Here is a 20,030-nt window from a genome sequence, read left to right as displayed (position 1 = left end):
ATCGGAGTTATCCACAGACCCGTACCGGTGCCCTCGGTGAATCCGGCGGGCATCCGCCGTGAACCAGCGGGCATCCGCCGTGGTCCCGGCGGGCGTCCGCCCATCCCAGGGACCGGCCGCGCACTGCGAAGGGCCCCGGTTCCGTCGGGAACCGGGGCCCTGTGCGGTCGGCAGCCGCGCATCAGCGCACGAAGACTCCCGCCTGGTTCGCCAGGTCCAGGAAGTACTGGGGTGCCACACCGAGCACCACCGTGACCAGCACGCCGAGGCCGATCGCCGTCGTCGTCAGCGGTGACGGCACGGCGACCGTCGGGCCCTCGGGCCGCGGCTCGCTGAAGAACATCAGCACGATCACCCGGATGTAGAAGAAGGCCGCGACCGCGGACGAGATCACACCGATCACGACCAGCGGGGCCGCGCCGCCCTCCGCCGCCGCCTTGAACACGGCGAACTTCCCGGCGAAGCCGGAGGTCAGCGGGATACCGGCGAAGGCCAGCAGGAACACCGCGAACACGGCCGCCACCAGCGGCGAGCGACGGCCCAGCCCGGCCCACTTGGACAGGTGCGTCGCCTCACCGCCCGCGTCCCGCACCAGCGTGACCACGGCGAACGCGCCGAGCGTCACGAAGGAGTACGCGGCCAGGTAGAAGAGGACGGACGAGACACCGTCCTTCGAGGTCGCGATGACACCCGCGAGGATGAATCCCGCGTGCGCGATCGAGGAGTACGCCAGCAGCCGCTTGATGTCCGTCTGGGTGATCGCGACGATCGCGCCGCCCAGCATGGTGACGATCGCGACGGCCCACATGACCGGCCGCCAGTCCCAGCGCAGTCCGGGCAGGACGACGTAGAGCAGGCGGAGCAGCGCACCGAACGCCGCCACCTTCGTCGCCGACGCCATGAACCCGGTCACCGGGGTCGGAGCACCCTGGTAGACGTCCGGCGTCCACATGTGGAACGGGACCGCGCCCACCTTGAACAGCAGCCCCATGACGATCATGGCGCCGCCGACCAGCAGCAGCGCGTCGTTGCCCATGGTGCCCGCGAGCGCCGGGTCGACGTTCGTGACGGTGCCGTCGACGACCTGCGCGATCCTCGCGTACGTCACCGAGCCCGCGTAGCCGTACAGCATCGCGATGCCGAACAGCGTGAACGCGGAGGCGAAGGCGCCGAGCAGGAAGTACTTGACCGCGGCCTCCTGCGACATCAGCCGCTTGCGGCGGGCCACCGCGCAGAGCAGGTAGAGCGGCAGCGAGAAGACCTCCAGGGCCACGAAGAGCGTCAGCAGGTCGTTGGCCGACGGGAAGACCAGCATGCCCGCGACCGCGAAGAGCAGCAGCGGGAACACCTCGGTGGTGGTGAACCCCGCCTTCACCGCGGCCTTCTCGCTCTCGCTGCCCGGCACGGACGCGGCCTGCGCGGCGAAGGAGTCGACGCGGTTGCCGTGCGCCTGCGGGTCCAGGCGCCGCTCGGCGAAGGTGAACAGGCCGACCAGTCCGGCCAGCAGGATCGTGCCCTGCAGGAACAGGGACGGCCCGTCGACCGCGATCGCGCCCATCGCCGCGATGTGCGCCTTGGTGGTGCCGTACCCGTCGGCCGCGAGTGCCACGACCGCCGCGAAGGCGGCGCAGAGCGCGACCGCGGAGACGAACAGCTGGGCGTAGTAACGGGACTTGCGTGGCACGAACGCCTCGACCAGCACCCCGACGATCGCCGCGCCCACGACGATCAAGGTGGGCGACAACTGCCCGTATTCGATCTTCGGCGCGGGAATCTTCGAGATCGGGTCGGCCGCGGTGGCCGCCGTTGTCCACAGGCTGTGGACGGCTGTTGCGCTCACTTGGCCGCCTCCACCGAGGGCTTGGGGTCCTTCTTGTGTACGTCGGACAGGGTCGACTTCACGGCCGGGTTGACGATGTCCGTCACCGGCTTCGGGTAGACGCCCAGGAAGACCAGCAGGACGATCAGCGGGGCGACGACCACGAGTTCACGGACCCTGAGGTCGGGCATCGCGGAGACCTCCCGCTTCACCGGGCCCGTCATCGTCCGCTGATACAGGACGAGGGCGTAGAGCGCGGCGAGGACGATGCCGAAGGTGCCGATGATGCCGATCGCCGGATAGCGCGTGAACGTGCCGACCAGGACGAGGAACTCGCTCACGAAGGGCGCGAGCCCCGGCAGGGAGAGCGTCGCCAGCGTGCCGATCAGGAACGTGCCGGCGAGCACCGGGGCGACCTTCTGGACGCCTCCGTAGTCGGCGATGAGCCGCGAGCCGCGCCGCGAGATGAGGAATCCGGCGAGCAGCATCCACGCGGCCGTGGAAATACCGTGGTTGACCATGTAGAGCGTCGCACCGGACTGGCCCTGGCTGGTCATCGCGAAGATGCCCATGATGATGAAGCCGAAGTGCGAGATCGACGCGTACGCCACCAGCCGCTTGATGTCCCGCTGGCCGACGGCCAGGAGCGCCCCGTAGACGATGCTGATCAGGGCGAGGACGAGGATGACGGGCGTCGCCCACTTCGACGCCTCCGGGAAGAGCTGGAGGCAGAAGCGGAGCATCGCGAAGGTGCCCACCTTGTCGACGACCGCCGTGATCAGGACCGCGACCGGCGCGGTGGACTCCTGCATGGCGTTGGGCAGCCAGGTGTGCAGCGGCCACAGCGGCGCCTTCACCGCGAAGGCGAAGAAGAAGCCGAGGAACAGCCAGCGTTCGGTGCTCGTCGCCATGTGGAGCGAGCCGTCGGCCCGGGCCTGGGCGATCTCCTGGAGGCTGAAGTTCCCGGCGACCACGTACAGGCCGATCACCGCGGCCAGCATGATCAGGCCGCCGACCAGGTTGTAGAGGAGGAACTTCACGGCGGCGTACGACCGCTGCGTCGACGCCGCCTCCTCGCCGTGCTCGTGCGCGTGGTCCCCGAAGCCGCCGATGAGGAAGTACATCGGAATGAGCATGGCTTCGAAGAAGATGTAGAAGAGGAAGACGTCGGTGGCCTCGAAGGAGATGATCACCATCGCCTCGACGGCCAGGATCAGGGCGAAGAAGCCCTGCGTCGGCCGCCACCGCCTGCTTCCGGTCTCCAGCGGATCGGCGTCGTGCCAGCCCGCGAGGATGATGAACGGGATCAGCAGGGCGGTCAGCGCGAGCAGCGCCACCCCGATGCCGTCCACGCCCAGTTCGTATCTGACCCCGAAGGCCTTGATCCAGGCGTGGGACTCGGTGAGCTGGTAGCGGCCGCCGCCCGGGTCGAAGCGGACCAGGACGGTGATCGCGAGGGCGAGGGTGGCCAGCGAGACGAGCAGCGCGAGCCACTTCGCGGCGGTGCGCCGCGCGGCCGGCACGGCCGCCGTGGCGACCGCCCCGATCGCCGGGAGCACCGCCGTCGCTGTCAGCAGAGGAAAGGACATCGGTATCAGACCGCCCTCATCAGCAGGGTCGCGGCGATGATGAGCGCCGCACCGCCGAACATCGAGACCGCGTAGGAGCGCGCGAAGCCGTTCTGCAGCTTGCGCATTCGCCCGGACAGGCCGCCGACCGAGGCCGCCGTGCCGTTGACGACCCCGTCGACCAGGGTGTGGTCGACGTACACCAGGGAGCGCGTGAGGTGCTCGCCGCCGCGGACCAGGACGACGTGGTTGAAGTCGTCCTGCAGCAGGTCGCGCCGGGCGGCCCGGGTGAGCAGGGATCCGCGCGGGGCGACGGAGGGGACCGGGCGGCGGCTGTACATGGCGTAGGCGACGCCGACGCCGATGACCAGGCAGGCCATGGTCGCGCCGGTGATCGTCGCCGCGCCGACCGGCGAGTTGCCCTCACTGTGCCCGGTGACCGGCTCCAGCCAGTGCAGGAAGCGGTCGCCGATGCTGAAGAACGCGCCGCCGAAGACGGACCCGATGGCCAGCACGATCATGGGGATCGTCATGACCTTCGGGGACTCGTGCGGGTGCGGCTCGGCGTGCTCGCCCCGGTGCTCGGCGGCGGGCTCCGCGCTCGGTGCCTCGGGAGAGCGGGTGGACCGGTTCCTCCAGCGCTCCTCGCCGAAGAACGTCATCAGCATCACGCGCGTCATGTAGAACGCGGTGATGGCCGCGCCCACCAGGGCGCACGCGCCCAGGATCCAGCCCTCGGTGCCGCCCTTCGCGAAGGCCGCCTCGATGATCTTGTCCTTGGAGAAGAATCCGGACAGGCCCGGGAAGCCGATGATCGCGAGGTAGCCGAGGCCGAAGGTGATGAAGGTGACCGGCATGTACTTGCGCAGGCCGCCGTACTTCCTCATGTCGACCTCGTCGTTCATGCCGTGCATGACCGATCCGGCGCCGAGGAAGAGCCCGGCCTTGAAGAAGCCGTGCGTCACCAGGTGCATGATCGCGAAGACGTAGCCGATGGGGCCGAGGCCCGCGGCCAGCACCATGTAGCCGATCTGCGACATCGTCGAGCCGGCCAGTGCCTTCTTGATGTCGTCCTTCGCGCAACCGACGATCGCACCGAAGATGAGCGTGACGGCACCGACCACGGCGACCGCCAGCTGCGCGTCCGGCGCGGCGTTGAAGATCGCTCCGGAGCGGACGATGAGGTAGACGCCCGCGGTCACCATCGTCGCGGCGTGGATGAGGGCCGAGACCGGGGTCGGGCCCTCCATCGCGTCCCCGAGCCAGGACTGCAGCGGCACCTGGGCGGACTTGCCGCAGGCGGCGAGCAGGAGCGTCAGGCCGATCGCGGTGAGCTTGCCCTCGCTTGTGTCGCCGGTGTGGCTGAGGACCGGCCCGAAGGCGAAGGTGCCGAACGTCGTGAACATCAGCATGATCGCGATGGACAGGCCCATGTCGCCGACCCGGTTGACCAGGAAGGCCTTCTTCGCCGCCGTCGCCGCGCTGGGCTTGTGCTGCCAGAAGCCGATCAGCAGGTAGGAGGCGAGGCCCACGCCCTCCCAGCCGACGTACAGCAGCAGGTAGTTGTCGGCGAGGACCAGCAGGAGCATCGCCGCGAGGAACAGGTTCAGGTAGCCGAAGAAGCGGCGGCGGCGCTCGTCATGCTCCATGTACCCGACCGAGTACAGGTGGATCAGCGAGCCGACGCCGGTGATCAGCAGGACGAAGGTCATCGACAGCTGGTCCAGGCGGAAGGTGACGTCCGCCTGGAAGCCCCCGACCGGGATCCAGCTGAACAGGTGCTGCATCAGGGTCCGGTGTTCGGCGTCCTTGCCGAGCAGGTCGGCGAAGAGGATCACACCGAACACGAAGGACGCGGTCGACATCAGCACGCCGATCCAGTGGCCGACGGCATCGAGCCGCCGGCCGCCGCACAGCAGTACGGCCGCTCCGAGCAGTGGCGCCGCCACCAGCAGCGCAATCAGGTTCTCCACGATTCTTCCGACCCCTCAGAGCTTCATCAGGCTGGCGTCGTCGACCGAGGCCGAGTGGCGGGAACGGAACAGGGACACGATGATCGCGAGTCCGACCACGACCTCCGCCGCGGCGACGACCATCGTGAAGAACGCGATGATCTGGCCGTCGAGGTTGCCGTGCATCCGGGAGAAGGTGACGAACGAGAGGTTGCAGGCGTTCAGCATCAGCTCGATGCACATGAACACGACGATCGCGTTGCGCCGGATCAGCACGCCGGTGGCGCCGATCGTGAACAACAGGGCCGAGAGGTACAGGTAGTTGACCGGGTTCACTTCGACGCCTCCTCCCGCTTGAAGGTGGCCGGTTCGATCTCGGTGCGCTCCAGGCGCTCCTGCGCGCGCTGCTCCAGTGCCCTGAGGTCGTTGAGCGCCTCGGCCGACACGTCCCGGATCTGGCCGCGCTCGCGCAGCGTCTTGCTGACGGTGAGCTCGGACGGGGTGCCGTCGGGCAGCAGGCCGGCGATGTCCACCGCGTTGTGCCGCGCGTACACGCCCGGCGCCGGCAGCGGCGGCACGTGCTTGCCCTCGCGGACGCGCTGCTCCGACAGCTCGCGCTGGGTCTTGGCGCGCTCGGTGCGCTCGCGGTGGGTGAGCACCATGGCGCCCACCGCCGCCGTGATCAGCAGGGCGCCGGTGATCTCGAAGGCGAAGACGTACTTGGTGAAGATGAGGGCCGCGAGGCCCTCCACATTGCCGTTCGCGTTCGCCTGGGAGAGGCCGTCGAAGTCCTTCAGCGACGCGTTGCCGATCCCGGCGAGCAGCAGGACGCCGAAGCCCAGGCCGCAGAGAAGGGCCAGCCAGCGCTGGCCCTTGATGGTCTCCCTCAGGGAGTCCGCCGCGGTCACGCCGACCAGCATCACCACGAACAGGAACAGCATCATGATCGCGCCGGTGTAGACGACGATCTGCACGATGCCCAGGAAGTAGGCGCCGTTGGCGAGGTAGAACACCGCCAGGATGATCATGGTGCCGGCGAGCGAGAGCGCGCTGTGCACGGCCTTCTTCATGAAGACCGTGGACAGGGCGCCGAGCACGGCGACGGTGCCGAGGACCCAGAACTGGAAGGCCTCTCCGGTGGAGGTGGAGTAGGCGGCGAGCTGTGCTGTCATCGGCCGATCACCTTCTCCGACGCCGGCTCGGCCTCACCGAAGGTGGAGGATGCCTCCTGGACCACCTCGCCCTTGGAGAGGGCCACCTGGCGCTCCGTGCCGGGCGCGGCCTCGGTGACGAGTCCCCGGTAGTAGTCGTGCTCGTCCATCCCCGGGTAGATGGCGTGCGGGCTGTCGACCATGCCCTCTTCGAGGCCCGCGAGCAGCTGTTCCTTGGTGTAGATGAGGTTGGCGCGGCTGGAGTCGGCGAGCTCGAAGTCGTTGGTCATCGTCAGCGCGCGCGTGGGGCACGCCTCGATGCACAGGCCGCACAGGATGCAACGGGCGTAGTTGATCTGGTAGACGCGGCCGTACCGCTCGCCCGGCGAGTAGCGCTCCTCGTCCGTGTTGTCCGCGCCCTCCACGTAGATCGCGTCGGCGGGGCAGGCCCAGGCGCACAGCTCGCAGCCGACGCACTTCTCGAGGCCGTCCGGATGGCGGTTGAGCTGGTGCCGTCCGTGGAACCGGGGGGCGGTGGTCTTGTGCTGCTCCGGGTACTGCTCGGTCAGCCGCTTCTTGAACATGGCCTTGAAGGTCACGCCGAAGCCTGCGACGGGGTTCATGAAGCCGGGCTTCAACTGCTCGGTCTCCTTGGGCTCCTCAGCCATCGGACGCCTCCTTTCCATCCGAAGATCCGTCACTGGCAGTATCCGGCCCGCCACTGACAATCAGCTCCCGCTCCCGGCGCGGGCTGCGCCTGGGCACCGGCGGGAGCTCCTGTCCGGGAAGCGGGGGCACGGGGAATCCACCGGCCATGGCGTCGAAGCCGGCCGGTTCGGCGACCGGCTGCTCGGCCGCCCTGTGCTTCTCGCGGAACATGTCGACGACGAAGGACAACAGCAGCAGGGCGAGGACGCCGCCGCCGATGTACAGGGCGATGTCGGCGAAGTCGTAATTCTCGTTCCTGAGCGCCCGGACGGTCGCGACCAGCATCAGCCAGACCACGGAGACCGGGATGAGGACCTTCCAGCCGAGCTTCATCAGCTGGTCGTAGCGGACCCGCGGGAGCGTGCCGCGCAGCCAGATGAAGAAGAACAGCAGCAGCTGCACCTTGATCGTGAACCACAGCAGCGGCCACCAGCCGTGGTTGGCGCCCTCCCAGAAGGTGCTGATCGGCCAGGGGGCGCGCCAGCCGCCGAGGAAGAGCGTGCTCGACACGGCCGAGACCGTCACCATGTTCACGTACTCGGCGAGCATGAACATCGCGAACTTGATCGACGAGTACTCGGTGTTGAAGCCGCCGACCAGGTCGCCCTCGGACTCCGGCATGTCGAACGGGGCGCGGTTGGTCTCGCCGACCATGGTGACGATGTAGAGGATGAAGGAGACCGGCAGCAGCAGGATGTACCAGCGGTCGTGCTGCTGCTCGACGATCGTCGACGTCGACATCGACCCCGAGTAGAGGAACACCGAGGCGAAGGCGGCGCCCATCGCGATCTCGTAGGAGATCATCTGCGCGCACGAGCGCAGGCCGCCCAGCAGCGGGTACGTCGATCCGGAGCTCCAGCCCGCCAGCACGATGCCGTAGATGCCGACCGAGGCGACCGCGAGGATGTAGAGCATCGCGATCGGCAGGTCGGTCAGCTGCATCGTGGTGCGGTGGCCGAAGACCGAGATCTCGTTGTCGGCCGGGCCGAAGGGGATCACCGCGATCGCCATGAAGGCCGGGATGGCCGCGACGATCGGTGCGAGGACGTAGACCACCTTGTCCGCGCGCTTGACGATGAGGTCTTCCTTGAGCATCAGCTTCACGCCGTCGGCGAGCGACTGGAGCATGCCCCAGGGGCCGTGCCGGTTGGGGCCGATGCGCAGCTGCATCCAGGCGACGACCTTGCGCTCCCAGACGATGGAGAACAGCACGGTCACCATCAGGAAGGCGAAGCAGAAGACGGCCTTGACGACGACCAGCCACCAGGGGTCGCGGCCGAACATCGAGAGGTCTGCAGCGGCGAGGTACGGGCTCATGCCTCCACCTCCTTCGGGGCCTCGCCGACGAGCGTCGCCGGGCCGATACGGACGAGAGCGCCGGGCAGCGCCCCGGTGTCGGAGGCGACGCCCGCGCCGGCGGAGTTCAGCGGGAGCCAGACCACGCGGTCGGGCATCTCCGTGATCTCCAGCGGCAGCTCCACCGATCCCGAGGGACCGGTCACGCGGAGGAGGTCGCCTTCCTCGACGCCCGCCTCGGCGGCGGTCGCGGCCGACACGCGCGCGTGGGCGGCGTGCCGGGTGCCGGTGAGCGCCTCGTCGCCCTGCTGGAGGAGTCCCTGGTCGAGCAGGAGGCGGTGGCCCGAGAGCACGGCCTCCCCGGCGGCGGGCCGGGGCAGGACGCCCCCGCTCTCCAGGGGTCCGGTGGCCCGCGGTCCGTCCCAGGCGCCGAGCCGGTCGATCTCCGCGCGCACGGTGCGCAGATCGGGCAGCCCCAGGTGGACGTCCATGGCGTCGGCCAGCATCTGCAGCACGCGCGCGTCGGTGGGCGCGAGACGGCGGGTCATCTGCTCCGGCTTGAGCGCGGCGTCGAAGGAGCGCACCCGGCCCTCCCAGTTGAGGAACGTGCCGGCCTTCTCGGCGACCGCGGCGACGGGCAGCACCACGTCCGCGAGTTCGCTCACCTCGCTGGGCCGCAGCTCCAGCGACAGCACGAAGCCGGCCTCGTGAAGGGCTTCACGCGCGCGGGCCGGGTCGGGCAGATCGGCGACCTCGACGCCCGCGACCACGAGCGCCTGCAGCTCGCCGCCGGCCGCGGCCTCGAGGATCTGGCCGGTGTCGCGGCCGTAGCGGTGCGGGAGTTCGGCCAGGCCCCAGGCGGCGGCCACCTCTTCCCGCGCGCGCGGGTCGGTCGCCGGGCGTCCGCCCGGCAGCAGCGACGGCAGCGCGCCGACCTCGAGGGCGCCGCGCTCTCCGGCCCGCCGCGGGATCCACGCCAGCCGGGCGCCGGTCGCGGAGGCGGCCCGTACGGCGGCGGTGAGCCCGCCCGCGACGGCGGCCAGCCGTTCACCGACGACGATCACCGCGCCCTCGGCGCGCAGCGCCTCCGCGGCCCTCGCGCCGTCGCCCTCCAGGCCGACCCCGCTCGCGAGGGCGTCCAGCCACTCGGTCTCGGTGCCGGGGGCCGCGGCCAGCAGGGTGCCGCCGGCCTTCTCCAGACCACGGGTGGCGTACGTGGCGAGCGAGAACACCTTCTGCCCGTGCTTGCGCCAGGCCTTGCGCAGCTTCAGGAAGACTCCGGGCGCCTCCTCCTCCGCCTCGAACCCGACCAGCAGGACGGCCGGTGCCTTCTCCAGGGAGGTGTACGTGACGCCCGTACCGTCGAGGTCACGGCCGCGTCCGGCGATCCGCGCCGCCAGGAAGTCGGCCTCCTCGCCGGTGTGCACGCGCGCGCGGAAGTCGATGTCGTTGGTGTCGAGCGCCACGCGCGCGAACTTGCTGTACGCGTAGGCGTCCTCGACGGTCAGCCGGCCGCCGGTCAGGACACCGGTCCGGCCGCGCGAGGCGAGCAGGCCCTGCGCGGCGATCCGCAGCGCGTCCGGCCAGGAGGCGGGCTCCAGCTCGCCCTCGGCGTTGCGCACCAGCGGCGTGTCGAGCCGGTCGCGCTGCTGTGCGTACCGGAAGGCGAAGCGCCCCTTGTCGCAGAGCCATTCCTCGTTGACCTCGGGGTCGTTGGCCGCGAGCCGGCGCATGACCTTGCCGCGCCGGTGGTCGGTGCGGGTGGCGCAGCCACCGGAGCAGTGCTCGCACACGCCCGGCGAGGAGACCAGGTCGAACGGGCGGGAGCGGAATCGGTACGCCGCCGAGGTCAGCGCGCCGACCGGGCAGATCTGGATGGTGTTGCCGGAGAAGTAGGACTCGAAGGGGTCGCCCTTGCCGATGCCCACCTGCTGCAGGGCGCCCCGCTCCAGCATCTCGATGATCGGGTCGCCCGCGACCTGGTTGGAGAAGCGGGTGCAGCGGGCGCACAGCACGCACCGCTCGCGGTCTAGCAGCACCTGCGTGGAGATCGGGATCGGCTTCTCGTACGTCCGCTTCGTCCCGTCGAAGCGGGACTCGGCGGTGCCGTGCGCCATGGACTGGTTCTGCAGCGGGCACTCGCCGCCCTTGTCGCAGACCGGGCAGTCCAGCGGGTGGTTGATGAGGAGGAACTCCATCACACCGTGCTGGGCCTTCTCGGCGACCGGCGAGGTCAGCTGCGTCTTCACGACCATGCCGTCGGTGCACGTGATGGTGCAGGACGCCATCGGCTTGCGCTGGCCCTCGACCTCGACGAGGCACTGGCGGCAGGCGCCGACCGGGTCGAGGAGGGGGTGGTCGCAGAAGCGGGGGATCTCGATACCGATCTGCTCGGCGGCCCGGATGACCAGGGTGCCCTTGGGCACGCTGATCTCGGCGCCGTCGATCGTCAGCGTCACGAGATCCTCCGGCGGGACCGCCGCCTCTCCCCCGCCCGAGGGAGCGCTGGTGGTCACAGTCATGCGTTCACCTCCGTGCGGTCGGCCCAGGCCGTCGACTTGGCCGGGTCGAAGGGGCAGCCGCGGCCCGTGATGTGCTGCTCGTACTCCTCGCGGAAGTACTTCAGCGAGGAGAAGATCGGCGAGGCGGCACCGTCGCCGAGCGCGCAGAAAGCCCTGCCGTTGATGTTGTCCGCGATGTCGTTGAGCTTGTCGAGGTCGGACATCTTGCCCTTGCCGGCCTCGAGGTCGCGCATCAACTGCACGAGCCAGTACGTGCCTTCGCGGCAGGGCGTGCACTTGCCGCAGGACTCGTGGGCGTAGAACTCGGACCAGCGGGTGACGGCGCGCACGACGCAGGTCGTCTCGTCGAAGCACTGCAGGGCCTTGGTGCCGAGCATGGAGCCGGCGGCGCCCACTGCCTCGTAGTCGAGAGGGACGTCGAGGTGCTCGTCGGTGAGCAGCGGCGTGGAGGAGCCGCCCGGCGTCCAGAACTTCAGGCGGTGGCCCGGCCGCATGCCGCCGCTCATGTCGAGCAGCTGGCGGAGCGTGATGCCGAGCGGGGCCTCGTACTGGCCGGGGCTCGCGACATGGCCGCTGAGCGAGTAGAGCGTGAAGCCCGGGGACTTCTCGCTGCCCATCGACCGGAACCATTCCTTGCCCCGGTTCAGGATTGCGGGAACCGACGCGATCGACTCGACGTTGTTCACAACAGTCGGGCACGCGTAGAGGCCCGCCACGGCGGGGAAAGGAGGACGCAGCCGCGGTTGACCCCGGCGGCCTTCGAGCGAGTCGAGCAGTGCGGTCTCCTCACCGCAGATGTACGCGCCCGCGCCCGCGTGCACGGTGACGTCCAGGTTCAGGCCGCTGCCCAGGATGTTCTCGCCGAGGTAGCCGGCCTCGTGGGCCTCGCGCACGGCCTCGTGCAACCGCCGCAGGACGGGGACGACCTCACCCCGGAGATAGATGAAGGCGTGCGACGACCTGATGGCGTAACACGCGATGACGATGCCCTCGATGAGGCTGTGCGGGTTCGAGAAGAGGAGCGGGATGTCCTTGCAGGTCCCCGGCTCCGACTCGTCGGCGTTGACAACAAGATAGTGCGGCTTTCCGTCTCCCTGCGGAATGAACTGCCATTTCATTCCCGTCGGGAATCCCGCGCCGCCGCGGCCGCGCAGCCCGGAGTCCTTGACGTACGCGATCAGGTCGTCCGGTGACATCGCGAGCGCCTTGCGGAGCCCCTCGTACCCCTCGTGCCTTTTGTAGACGTCCAGCGTCCAGGACCTGTCCTCGTCCCAGAAGGCCGACAGCACGGGCGCGAGCAGCTTCTCGGGGCTGGTGTCTTTGAGTTCGGCTGCCAAGGTCATCACTCCCCCTCCTCGGCGGTGGGCCCGGCCGGGTGGGCCGGGTCGGAGGCCGACGTCTCCTGCGGCGCGTCGTGCGAGCTGAGGTGCTCGGTCGGCGACGGTTCGTGCACGGCGGCGCCCTGCTCGTCGTGCGGTCCGCCGTCGCGCGGATGGACCACGCGCGCGGGTGCGGTCTCTCCCTTGGCCAGGCGGAGGCCCACCAGCGACGCCGGTCCCGCGCTGCCGCTCTCCTCGACGGCCCCGGGCCGCTCGTCGGGGAAGCCGGCCAGCATCCGCGCGGTCTCCTTGAAGGTGCACAGGCGCGCCCCGCGCGTGGGCTCGACGTCCCGCCCCGCGCGCAGGTCGTCGACGAGGCGCTTGGCACTGGCCGGGGTCTGGTTGTCGAAGAACTCCCAGTTGACCATCACCACCGGCGCGAAGTCGCAGGCCGCGTTGCACTCGATGTGCTCCAGGGTGACCTTGCCGTCGCCGGTGGTCTCGCCGTTGCCGACGCCGAGGTGCTCCTGGAGCTCCTCGAAGATCGCGTCACCGCCCATCACCGCGCACAGCGTGTTGGTGCAGACGCCCACCTGGTAGTCGCCGGACGGCTTGCGCCGGTACATGGTGTAGAAGGTGGCGACGGCGGTGACCTCGGCCGTGGTCAGGTCCAGCAGGTCCGCGCAGAACTGCATCCCGGTGCGCGTGACATGGCCCTCCTCCGACTGCACGAGGTGCAGCAGCGGCAGGAGCGCCGACCGGGAGTCCGGGTAGCGGGCGATGATCTCGCGCGCGTCCGCCTCGAGCCGGGTCCGGACCTCGTCCGGGTAGGCGGGCGCGGGCAGTTCGGGCATGCCCAGGCTGACGCCCCGCTCCGAAGAACTGGTGGTCACCGGTCGACGCCTCCCATCACGGGGTCGATGGACGCGACGGCGACGATGACGTCGGCGACCTGGCCGCCCTCGCACATCGCCGCCATGGCCTGCAGGTTGGTGAAGGACGGGTCGCGGAAGTGGACCCGGAAGGGGCGGGTGCCGCCGTCGGACACGGCGTGCACCCCGAGTTCGCCCTTGGGCGACTCGACGGCCGCGTACGCCTGTCCCGGCGGGACGCGGAAGCCCTCGGTGACCAGCTTGAAGTGATGGATCAGGGCCTCCATGGAAGTGCCCATGATCTTCTTGATGTGGTCGAGGGAGTTGCCGAGCCCGTCGGGTCCCAGGGCGAGCTGGGCGGGCCAGGCGATCTTCTTGTCGGCGACCATGACCGGGCCGGGCTGGAGCCGGTCCAGGCACTGCTCGACGATCCCGAGGGACTGGCGCATCTCCTCCAGGCGGATCAGGAAGCGCCCGTAGGAGTCGCAGGTGTCGGCGGTCGGGACCTCGAAGTCGTACGTCTCGTAACCGCAGTACGGCTGTGTCTTGCGCAGGTCGTGCGGCAGGCCGGTGGAGCGCAGGATCGGGCCGGTGGCGCCGAGCGCCATGCAGCCGGCCAGGTCGAGATAGCCGACGTCCTGCATACGGGCCTTGAAGATGGGGTTCCCGGTGGCGAGCTTGTCGTACTCCGGGAGGTTCTTCTTCATCTTCTTCACGAACTCGCGGATGTGGTCCACCGCGCCGGGCGGCAGGTCCTGGGCGAGTCCGCCGGGGCGGATGTACGCGTGGTTCATCCTCAGGCCCGTGATGAGCTCGTAGATGTCGAGAATCATTTCACGATCACGGAATCCGTAGATCATGATCGTGGTGGCGCCGAGCTCCATGCCGCCGGTGGCGATGCACACCAGGTGGGAGGAGAGCCGGTTCAGCTCCATCAGGAGCACCCGGATGATCTTGGCGCGCTCGGTGATCTGGTCCTCGATGCCGAGGAGCTTCTCAACGGCGAGACAGTAGGCGGTCTCGTTGAAGAAGGACGTCAGGTAGTCCATGCGCGTCACGAACGTGGTGCCCTGCGTCCACGTGCGGAACTCGAGGTTCTTCTCGATGCCCGTGTGGAGGTAGCCGATGCCGCAGCGGGCCTCGGTCACCGTCTCGCCCTCGATCTCCAGGATGAGCCGGAGCACGCCGTGGGTGGACGGGTGCTGGGGACCCATGTTGACGACGATGCGCTCGTCGTCGGCGCGGGCCGCGGACTGGACGACCTCGTCCCAGTCGCCACCGGTGACCGTGTATACGGTGCCCTCGGTGGTCTCGCGGGCGGATGCTGACTGCGTGCTCACGAGTACGACCTCCGCTGGTCCGGAGCCGGGATCTGGGCGCCCTTGTACTCGACGGGAATGCCGCCGAGGGGGTAGTCCTTGCGCTGCGGGTGGCCCTGCCAGTCGTCCGGCATCATGATCCGGGTCAGGGCCGGGTGACCGTCGAAGACGATGCCGAAGAAGTCGTAGGTCTCGCGCTCGTGCCAGTCGTTGGTCGGATACACGGAGACCAGCGACGGGATCCTCGGGTCGCTGTCGGGGGCGCTCACCTCGAGCCGGATCAGCCGGTTGTGGGTGATCGAGCGCAGGTGGTAGACGGCGTGCAGTTCGCGGCCCTTGTCGTGCAGGTAGTGCACGCCGCTGACGCCGGTGCACAGTTCGAAGCGCAGGGCCGGGTCGTCGCGCAGCGTCCGCGCGACGCGCAGCAGGTGCTCGCGCTCGATGTGGAAGGTGAGTTCCCCGCGGTCGACGACCGTCTTCTCGATCGCGTTGTCGGGCAGCAGCCCCTGTTCCTCCAGGGCGCCCTCGAGTTCGTCGGCGACCTCGTCGAACCAGCCGCCGTAGGGGCGGGCCGCGGGTCCCGGCAGGCGGATCGAGCGGACCAGGCCGCCGTAGCCGGAGGTGTCGCCGCCGTTCTCGGCGCCGAACATGCCGCGCTGGACGCGGATCTCCTCGCCGCCCGCGCCACGCCGGCCGGGGAGATTGGAGGCACCGAGGTCCTTCTCGGGGTTGGCCCCGTTGGTGCCCGTGCCGTTCGCGTCGCTCACCGCAGCAGCCCCTTCATCTCGATCGTGGGCAGGGCCTTGAGCGCCGCTTCCTCCGCCTCGCGGGCCGCCTCCTCGGCGTTCACGCCGAGCTTGGAGTTCTGGATCTTGTGGTGCAGCTTGAGGATGGCGTCCATCAGCATCTCGGGCCGCGGCGGGCAGCCGGGCAGATAGATGTCGACGGGGACGATGTGGTCGACGCCCTGGACGATCGCGTAGTTGTTGAACATGCCGCCCGAGGAGGCGCAGACCCCCATGGAGATCACCCACTTGGGGTTCGGCATCTGGTCGTAGACCTGGCGCAGCACCGGTGCCATCTTCTGGCTCACCCGGCCGGCCACGATCATGAGGTCCGCCTGACGGGGCGAGCCGCGGAAGACCTCCATGCCGAAGCGGGCCAGGTCGTAGCGCCCGGCGCCGGTGGTCATCATCTCGATGGCACAGCAGGCGAGGCCGAAGGTGGCCGGGAAGACGGACGCCTTGCGCACCCAGCCCGCGGCCTGCTCGACGGTGGTCAGCAGAAATCCGCTCGGCAGCTTTTCTTCGAGTCCCATGTCCTAAAGGCCCCTCAGTCCCATTCCAGGCCGCCGCGCCGCCATACGTACGCGTACGCGACGAAGACGGTGAGCACGAAGAGCAGCATCTCCACGAGCCCGAAAATCCCCAGGGCGTCGAAGGTGACGGCCCAGGGGTAGAGGAAGACGATCTCGATGTCGAAGACGATGAAGAGCATCGCCGTCAGGTAGTACTTGATGGGGAAACGCCCGCCGCCGGCCGGCGTGGGGGTCGGCTCGATGCCGCACTCGTAGGCCTCGAGCTTGGCCCGGTTGTAACGCTTCGGACCGATCAGCGTGGCCATGACCACGGAGAAGATCGCAAAGCCTGCCCCGAGGGCTCCCAGTACGAGGATGGGCGCATACGCGTTCACCGCTCCTCGCTCCTCTCAGTCGGCACTGACTGCTGGCGTTGGCGCCGGACTCACACCCACCTCATACGCCCCTCTCACCCCGTCCGTCTCGACGAAGATCGAGAACATGTGAAGCAGGTCACAAGCCCAACTGCCTCGCATCTTATGCCCGAGGCTCTGTGATCTGCGACACGGGGTATTGCACAAGCTTTGTGATCTCCACCACCTGACGAAGGATCATGAAGTCGGATGAGTGGTGATCTTCATACGTGAAGCATCCGAGGGGTCACCAGAGGTGACATTTCCGCTAGTCCCCGCAGCTCGGAGGGGGCGTCTCAATATCAAGATGCTTCGCTTGCATGCAAATTCGCGGTGGACGAGTTGCCTTGATAAAGGCGCCGTTCACACATCAGGGGGAGGCGTGCGGTGCGGTGTGGACGCGTGCGCGCGTTCACGAGCCGGAGCCCGGTCGTGACCCGGGCGCAATCCCGTCGTGATCTACGCGCGGGACGCACGCTCCGGCGTGACCGTTGCGTGACCTCCGCCACACACATGAGAGGCGCATGAGAACGGGGCTTGGCCAACTGTCCCAACCGATGGTAGGTGCGGGGCAATTCGGGCGTAACGATGAAAGACCGTGATCACGGGGGCAATGGGTCGCGTCCGCAATGTCCGTTACGGCGTCAATAAGGGCCGCCGGCAGCGGGTTTCGGGGCGTCGGTTGAACAACTGTGGCGCACCACACGTTCCTTGAAGGTATGGAGGAGCCCCTGATACCGGTTGTTCTCATGTCCCACACCGCTCACATACGCAGCCACCGGAAACCCCGCCGCACCGCGACGACGTCGCTCGCGATGCGCGTCGGTGTGACCGGTGGCGTCCTCAGCATGGCAGCGGCGGGTGCGTCGGCTTCGGCGAGCGCCGCCGAGCCGGTGACCCAGACCCTCGAACTGCCCACCCTGACGGCCGATCTGGCCTCTCAGGTCGCCCAGTCCGCGGACGCCACGCAGCAGGCGGCCGCGAACTACCAGCTGCAGGCCGAGCGTGACGCGGCCGCCGCAAAGGCCGCCAAGCAGGCCAAGTCGGACCTCGCGGCAGCCAAGAAGAAGGCCGAGGCCAAGAAGAAGGCGGCCGCGGAGGCCGCTCGCAGGGCCGCTGCCGAGCGCGCCTCGCGCAGCACGCAGCGCACCACCCTGGCCGCCTCCGCGAGCTCCACGACCGCCACCAGCTCCTCCACGGCCACCGGTTCGGCCGCGGCGGTCATCGCCTTCGTGAAGGCCCAGGTCGGTGACGCGTACGTCTCCGGCGGCACCGGCCCCAACTCGTGGGACTGCTCCGGCCTGGTGCAGGCCGCCTTCAAGCAGGTCGGCGTCGACCTGCCGCGCGTCTCGCAGGACCAGTCGACGGCCGGCACCCAGGTCTCGCTGAGCAACCTGCAGGCCGGCGACATCCTGTACTGGGGCGGCGCGGGCAGCGCGTACCACGTGGCGGTGTACGTCGGCGACGGCATGTTCGTCGGCGCGCAGAACCCCTCCAGCGGCGTCGTCGAGAAGCCGCTCTCCTACGACCCGCCGACCGGCGCGGTGCGGGTGCTCTGACGCCCGCCACGACACGAACCCACGGAAGGACCGCAGCCGCTCGGGAGCTGCGGTCCTTCCGTCCGTTTCACCCGACTTGACCCGGGCTCAGCCGCGACGGACCTCACCGATCCGTTCGCGGGGCCCGGCTCTGTGTGATCTGTTGTCATGAAGGCCGCAGGGCAGGGGGAGGTTCCGCGGGCCGGAACCCCGTGCACCCGCCGGCGGCATCGTCACAGCCACAGAGGAGACACACATGCCCAGCGTGTTCGTGCAAGGCAGGCCCGTCGAGTCGTATCCGCCGCTGGCGCCCGAGGCCCGTCGCGGGTCGGTGCGGCGCATCACCGAGGTCGGCGAGGAGGTGCTGCACAAGCCGTGCCGGGACGTCACCGAGTTCGGGCCCGATCTCGCCGCGCTCATCGACGACATGTTCCTGACGATGTACGTGGCCGAGGGCGCCGGGCTCGCGGCGAACCAAGTCGGTGTCGGTCTGCGGCTGTTCGTCTACGACTGCGCGGACGACGACGGAGTCCGGCATGTCGGGCATGTCGTCAACCCGGTCCTCGACGCCCTCTCCCCCGCCGGGCGCCGGCTGCTGGACGAGGGCGAGGGATGTCTGTCGGTGCCGGGGGCCCTGATGGACGTGGCGCGTCCGGACCGGGCCGTGGTGCGCGGCCTCGACAAGGACGGGCGGCCGCTCGTCGTCGAGGGCACCGGGTACTTCGCCCGCTGTCTGGAGCACGAGACCGACCACTGCGACGGCCGGGTCTATCTGGACCGGCTCTCCGGGCGCGAGCGCATGGACGCGCTGCGGCAGGCCGCGGACCGGCGTGACGAGGTGTTCGCCCGCCGGGCCGCGAACGTGGTGGCCCTGAAGGGCTGATTCACGCCTTCGGTGCCACCTTGCTCAGCCCGTTGATGATCCGGTCCATCGCGTCGCCGCCGGTGGGGTCGGTCAGGTTCGCCAGCAGCTTCAGGGTGAACTTCATCAGCATCGGGTGGGTCAGGCCCCGCTGGGTCGCGACCTTCATGACCTTCGGGTTGCCGATGAGCTTCACGAAGGCGCGGCCCAGCGTGTAGTAGCCGCCGTAGGTGTCCTTCAGGATGCGCGGGTAGCTGCGCAGCGCCAGTTCGCGGCCCGAGGGCGTCGGGCGGGCGTGCGCCTGGACGATGACGTCGGCGGCGATCTGGCCGGACTCCATGGCGTAGGCGATGCCCTCGCCGTTGAAGGGGTTCACCAGGCCGCCGGCGTCGCCGACCAGCAGCAGGCCCCTGGTGTAGTGGGGCTGGCGGTTGAAGGCCATGGGCAGGGCGGCACCGCGGATCGGGCCCGTCATGTTCTCGGGCGTGTAGCCCCAGTCCTCGGGCATGGAGGCGCACCAGGCCTTCAGGACCTCGCGCCAGTCCAGGTCCTTGAAGGAGGCCGAGGTGTTCAGGACGCCGAGGCCGACGTTCGACGTGCCGTCGCCCATGCCGAAGATCCAGCCGTAGCCGGGCAGCAGCCGGTCCTGGGGGCCACGGCGGTCCCACAGCTCCAGCCAGGACTCCAGGTAGTCGTCGTCGTGGCGGGGCGACTCGAAGTACGTCCGTACGGCCACGCCCATCGGGCGGTCCTCGCGGCGGTGCAGGCCCATCGCCAGCGACAGCCGCGTGGAGTTGCCGTCGGCGGCGACGACCAGCGGCGCGTGGAAGGTGACCTGGCGCTTGTCGTCGCCGAGCTTGGCGTGGACGCCGGTGATGCGGCCGGTGCGGTCGTCGACGATCGGGGCGCCGACGTTGCAGCGCTCGTACAGCCGCGCGCCCGCCTTCTGGGCCTGACGGGCGAGCTGCTCGTCGAAGTCGTCGCGCTTGCGGACGAGGCCGTAGTCGGGGAAGGAGGCGAGATCCGGCCAGTCGAGCTGGAGGCGGCTGCCGCCGCCGATGATGCGCAGCCCCTTGTTGCGCAGCCAGCCGGCCTCCTCGGAGATGTCGATGCCCATGGCCACGAGCTGCTTGACCGCGCGCGGGGTGAGGCCGTCGCCGCAGACCTTCTCCCGCGGGAACTCGGTCTTCTCCAGCAGCAGGACGTCGAGGCCCGACTTGGCGAGGTGGTAGGCGGTCGTGGAGCCGGCCGGCCCCGCGCCCACGACGATCACATCGGCGGTGTTCTCGGAGAGCGGCTCGGTCGCGACGGTCACGGCGGGATCTCCCCAACTTCGAAATCTCTGTGCCGGACGGCACGGGACAGAGGCAGTCTATTCAGCAGCACTGATCACC

At 69.4% G+C, this 20,030-nt stretch carries 17 protein-coding genes; 2 read left to right on the top strand and 15 right to left on the bottom strand.

The window, feature by feature from the left end; all coding sequences use genetic code 11:
* Window positions 1-181: 181 nt before the first annotated feature.
* Genes nuoN through ACJ9NR_RS23160 form a run of 14 tightly spaced genes read right to left on the bottom strand, consistent with a single transcriptional unit; the run spans window position 182 to window position 16,218 of the window.
* Window positions 182-1,840 (bottom strand): NADH-quinone oxidoreductase subunit NuoN, encoded by a 1,659-nt coding sequence (gene nuoN / locus ACJ9NR_RS23225; protein ID WP_412494263.1) that lies wholly within the window; start codon window positions 1,838-1,840, stop codon window positions 182-184.
* The gene (locus ACJ9NR_RS23220) at window positions 1,837-3,408 is read right to left on the bottom strand and encodes an NADH-quinone oxidoreductase subunit M (protein ID WP_412494262.1); all 1,572 of its coding nucleotides are present in this window, start codon (window positions 3,406-3,408) and stop codon (window positions 1,837-1,839) included. Before ACJ9NR_RS23220 ends, nuoN begins: the two co-directional genes overlap by 4 nt.
* A 5-nt stretch (window positions 3,409-3,413) precedes the next feature.
* Window positions 3,414-5,360 (bottom strand): NADH-quinone oxidoreductase subunit L, encoded by a 1,947-nt coding sequence (gene nuoL / locus ACJ9NR_RS23215; RefSeq protein ID WP_412494261.1) that lies wholly within the window; start codon window positions 5,358-5,360, stop codon window positions 3,414-3,416.
* Window positions 5,361-5,375: 15 nt separating this feature from the next.
* Entirely contained in the window at window positions 5,376-5,675 is a 300-nt protein-coding gene (gene nuoK, locus ACJ9NR_RS23210; protein ID WP_412494260.1) for an NADH-quinone oxidoreductase subunit NuoK, read from the bottom strand.
* Window positions 5,672-6,511, bottom strand: coding sequence for an NADH-quinone oxidoreductase subunit J (locus ACJ9NR_RS23205; RefSeq protein ID WP_412494259.1), 840 nt, complete (start codon window positions 6,509-6,511; stop codon window positions 5,672-5,674). Before ACJ9NR_RS23205 ends, nuoK begins: the two co-directional genes overlap by 4 nt.
* Window positions 6,508-7,158, bottom strand: a complete 651-nt coding sequence (nuoI, locus tag ACJ9NR_RS23200; RefSeq protein ID WP_412494258.1) for an NADH-quinone oxidoreductase subunit NuoI — start codon at window positions 7,156-7,158, stop codon at window positions 6,508-6,510. The genes ACJ9NR_RS23205 and nuoI overlap by 4 nt, the downstream gene beginning before the upstream one ends.
* Window positions 7,151-8,515 (bottom strand): NADH-quinone oxidoreductase subunit NuoH, encoded by a 1,365-nt coding sequence (gene nuoH / locus ACJ9NR_RS23195; protein ID WP_412494257.1) that lies wholly within the window; start codon window positions 8,513-8,515, stop codon window positions 7,151-7,153. The genes nuoI and nuoH overlap by 8 nt, the downstream gene beginning before the upstream one ends.
* Window positions 8,512-11,016 (bottom strand): NADH-quinone oxidoreductase subunit G, encoded by a 2,505-nt coding sequence (locus tag ACJ9NR_RS23190; RefSeq protein WP_412494256.1) that lies wholly within the window; start codon window positions 11,014-11,016, stop codon window positions 8,512-8,514. Before ACJ9NR_RS23190 ends, nuoH begins: the two co-directional genes overlap by 4 nt.
* A complete protein-coding gene (gene nuoF, locus ACJ9NR_RS23185) occupies window positions 11,013-12,362 on the bottom strand; it encodes an NADH-quinone oxidoreductase subunit NuoF (protein WP_412494255.1) in 1,350 nt (449 codons plus the stop codon). The genes ACJ9NR_RS23190 and nuoF overlap by 4 nt, the downstream gene beginning before the upstream one ends.
* Entirely contained in the window at window positions 12,359-13,228 is an 870-nt protein-coding gene (nuoE, locus tag ACJ9NR_RS23180) for an NADH-quinone oxidoreductase subunit NuoE (protein ID WP_412494254.1), read from the bottom strand. Before nuoE ends, nuoF begins: the two co-directional genes overlap by 4 nt.
* Window positions 13,225-14,547 carry an NADH-quinone oxidoreductase subunit D gene (locus tag ACJ9NR_RS23175; RefSeq protein WP_412494253.1) on the bottom strand — a complete coding sequence of 441 codons (1,323 nt, stop codon included), beginning with the start codon at window positions 14,545-14,547 and terminating at the stop codon, window positions 13,225-13,227. The genes nuoE and ACJ9NR_RS23175 overlap by 4 nt, the downstream gene beginning before the upstream one ends.
* Window positions 14,544-15,293 carry an NADH-quinone oxidoreductase subunit C gene (locus ACJ9NR_RS23170; protein ID WP_412494252.1) on the bottom strand — a complete coding sequence of 250 codons (750 nt, stop codon included), beginning with the start codon at window positions 15,291-15,293 and terminating at the stop codon, window positions 14,544-14,546. The genes ACJ9NR_RS23175 and ACJ9NR_RS23170 overlap by 4 nt, the downstream gene beginning before the upstream one ends.
* The gene (locus tag ACJ9NR_RS23165; protein WP_055635348.1) at window positions 15,290-15,844 is read right to left on the bottom strand and encodes a NuoB/complex I 20 kDa subunit family protein; all 555 of its coding nucleotides are present in this window, start codon (window positions 15,842-15,844) and stop codon (window positions 15,290-15,292) included. Before ACJ9NR_RS23165 ends, ACJ9NR_RS23170 begins: the two co-directional genes overlap by 4 nt.
* 14 nt (window positions 15,845-15,858) lie before the next feature.
* The gene (locus ACJ9NR_RS23160) at window positions 15,859-16,218 is read right to left on the bottom strand and encodes an NADH-quinone oxidoreductase subunit A (protein WP_003992243.1); all 360 of its coding nucleotides are present in this window, start codon (window positions 16,216-16,218) and stop codon (window positions 15,859-15,861) included.
* Window positions 16,219-16,985: 767 nt separating this feature from the next.
* Between ACJ9NR_RS23160 and ACJ9NR_RS23155 the strand changes: the two genes are divergently transcribed.
* Window positions 16,986-17,795 carry a C40 family peptidase gene (locus ACJ9NR_RS23155; protein ID WP_412494251.1) on the top strand — a complete coding sequence of 270 codons (810 nt, stop codon included), beginning with the start codon at window positions 16,986-16,988 and terminating at the stop codon, window positions 17,793-17,795.
* A gap of 235 nt (window positions 17,796-18,030) precedes the next feature.
* Window positions 18,031-18,657 carry a peptide deformylase gene (def, locus tag ACJ9NR_RS23150; protein ID WP_412494250.1) on the top strand — a complete coding sequence of 209 codons (627 nt, stop codon included), beginning with the start codon at window positions 18,031-18,033 and terminating at the stop codon, window positions 18,655-18,657.
* Window position 18,658: 1 nt separating this feature from the next.
* Here def and ACJ9NR_RS23145 read toward each other — a convergent pair whose 3' ends face one another.
* On the bottom strand, window positions 18,659-19,951 hold the full coding sequence (locus ACJ9NR_RS23145; RefSeq protein WP_412494249.1) for a geranylgeranyl reductase family protein: 1,293 nt from the start codon (window positions 19,949-19,951) through the stop codon (window positions 18,659-18,661).
* Window positions 19,952-20,030 lie beyond the last annotated feature (79 nt).

This window comes from Streptomyces sediminimaris, from assembly GCF_047049295.1.
Taxonomy (GTDB): Bacteria; Actinomycetota; Actinomycetes; order Streptomycetales; family Streptomycetaceae; genus Streptomyces; species Streptomyces sediminimaris.
Note: the sequence above shows the minus strand (reverse complement) of the source record. Positions and strands in the feature narration are given on the sequence as shown.

Excerpts from the sequence above, each read along its gene's own strand:
- ACJ9NR_RS23220 (WP_412494262.1), bottom strand. The coding sequence starts at position 3,408 with ATGTCCTTTCCTCTGCTGACAGCGACGGCGGTGCTCCCGGCGATCGGG.
- ACJ9NR_RS23205 (WP_412494259.1), bottom strand. The coding sequence starts at position 6,511 with ATGACAGCACAGCTCGCCGCCTACTCCACCTCCACCGGAGAGGCCTTC.
- nuoI (WP_412494258.1), bottom strand. The coding sequence starts at position 7,158 with ATGGCTGAGGAGCCCAAGGAGACCGAGCAGTTGAAGCCCGGCTTCATG.
- nuoH (WP_412494257.1), bottom strand. The coding sequence starts at position 8,515 with ATGAGCCCGTACCTCGCCGCTGCAGACCTCTCGATGTTCGGCCGCGAC.
- ACJ9NR_RS23190 (WP_412494256.1), bottom strand. The coding sequence starts at position 11,016 with ATGACTGTGACCACCAGCGCTCCCTCGGGCGGGGGAGAGGCGGCGGTC.
- ACJ9NR_RS23165 (WP_055635348.1), bottom strand. The coding sequence starts at position 15,844 with ATGGGACTCGAAGAAAAGCTGCCGAGCGGATTTCTGCTGACCACCGTC.
- ACJ9NR_RS23155 (WP_412494251.1), top strand. The coding sequence starts at position 16,986 with ATGTCCCACACCGCTCACATACGCAGCCACCGGAAACCCCGCCGCACC.
- def (WP_412494250.1), top strand. The coding sequence starts at position 18,031 with ATGCCCAGCGTGTTCGTGCAAGGCAGGCCCGTCGAGTCGTATCCGCCG.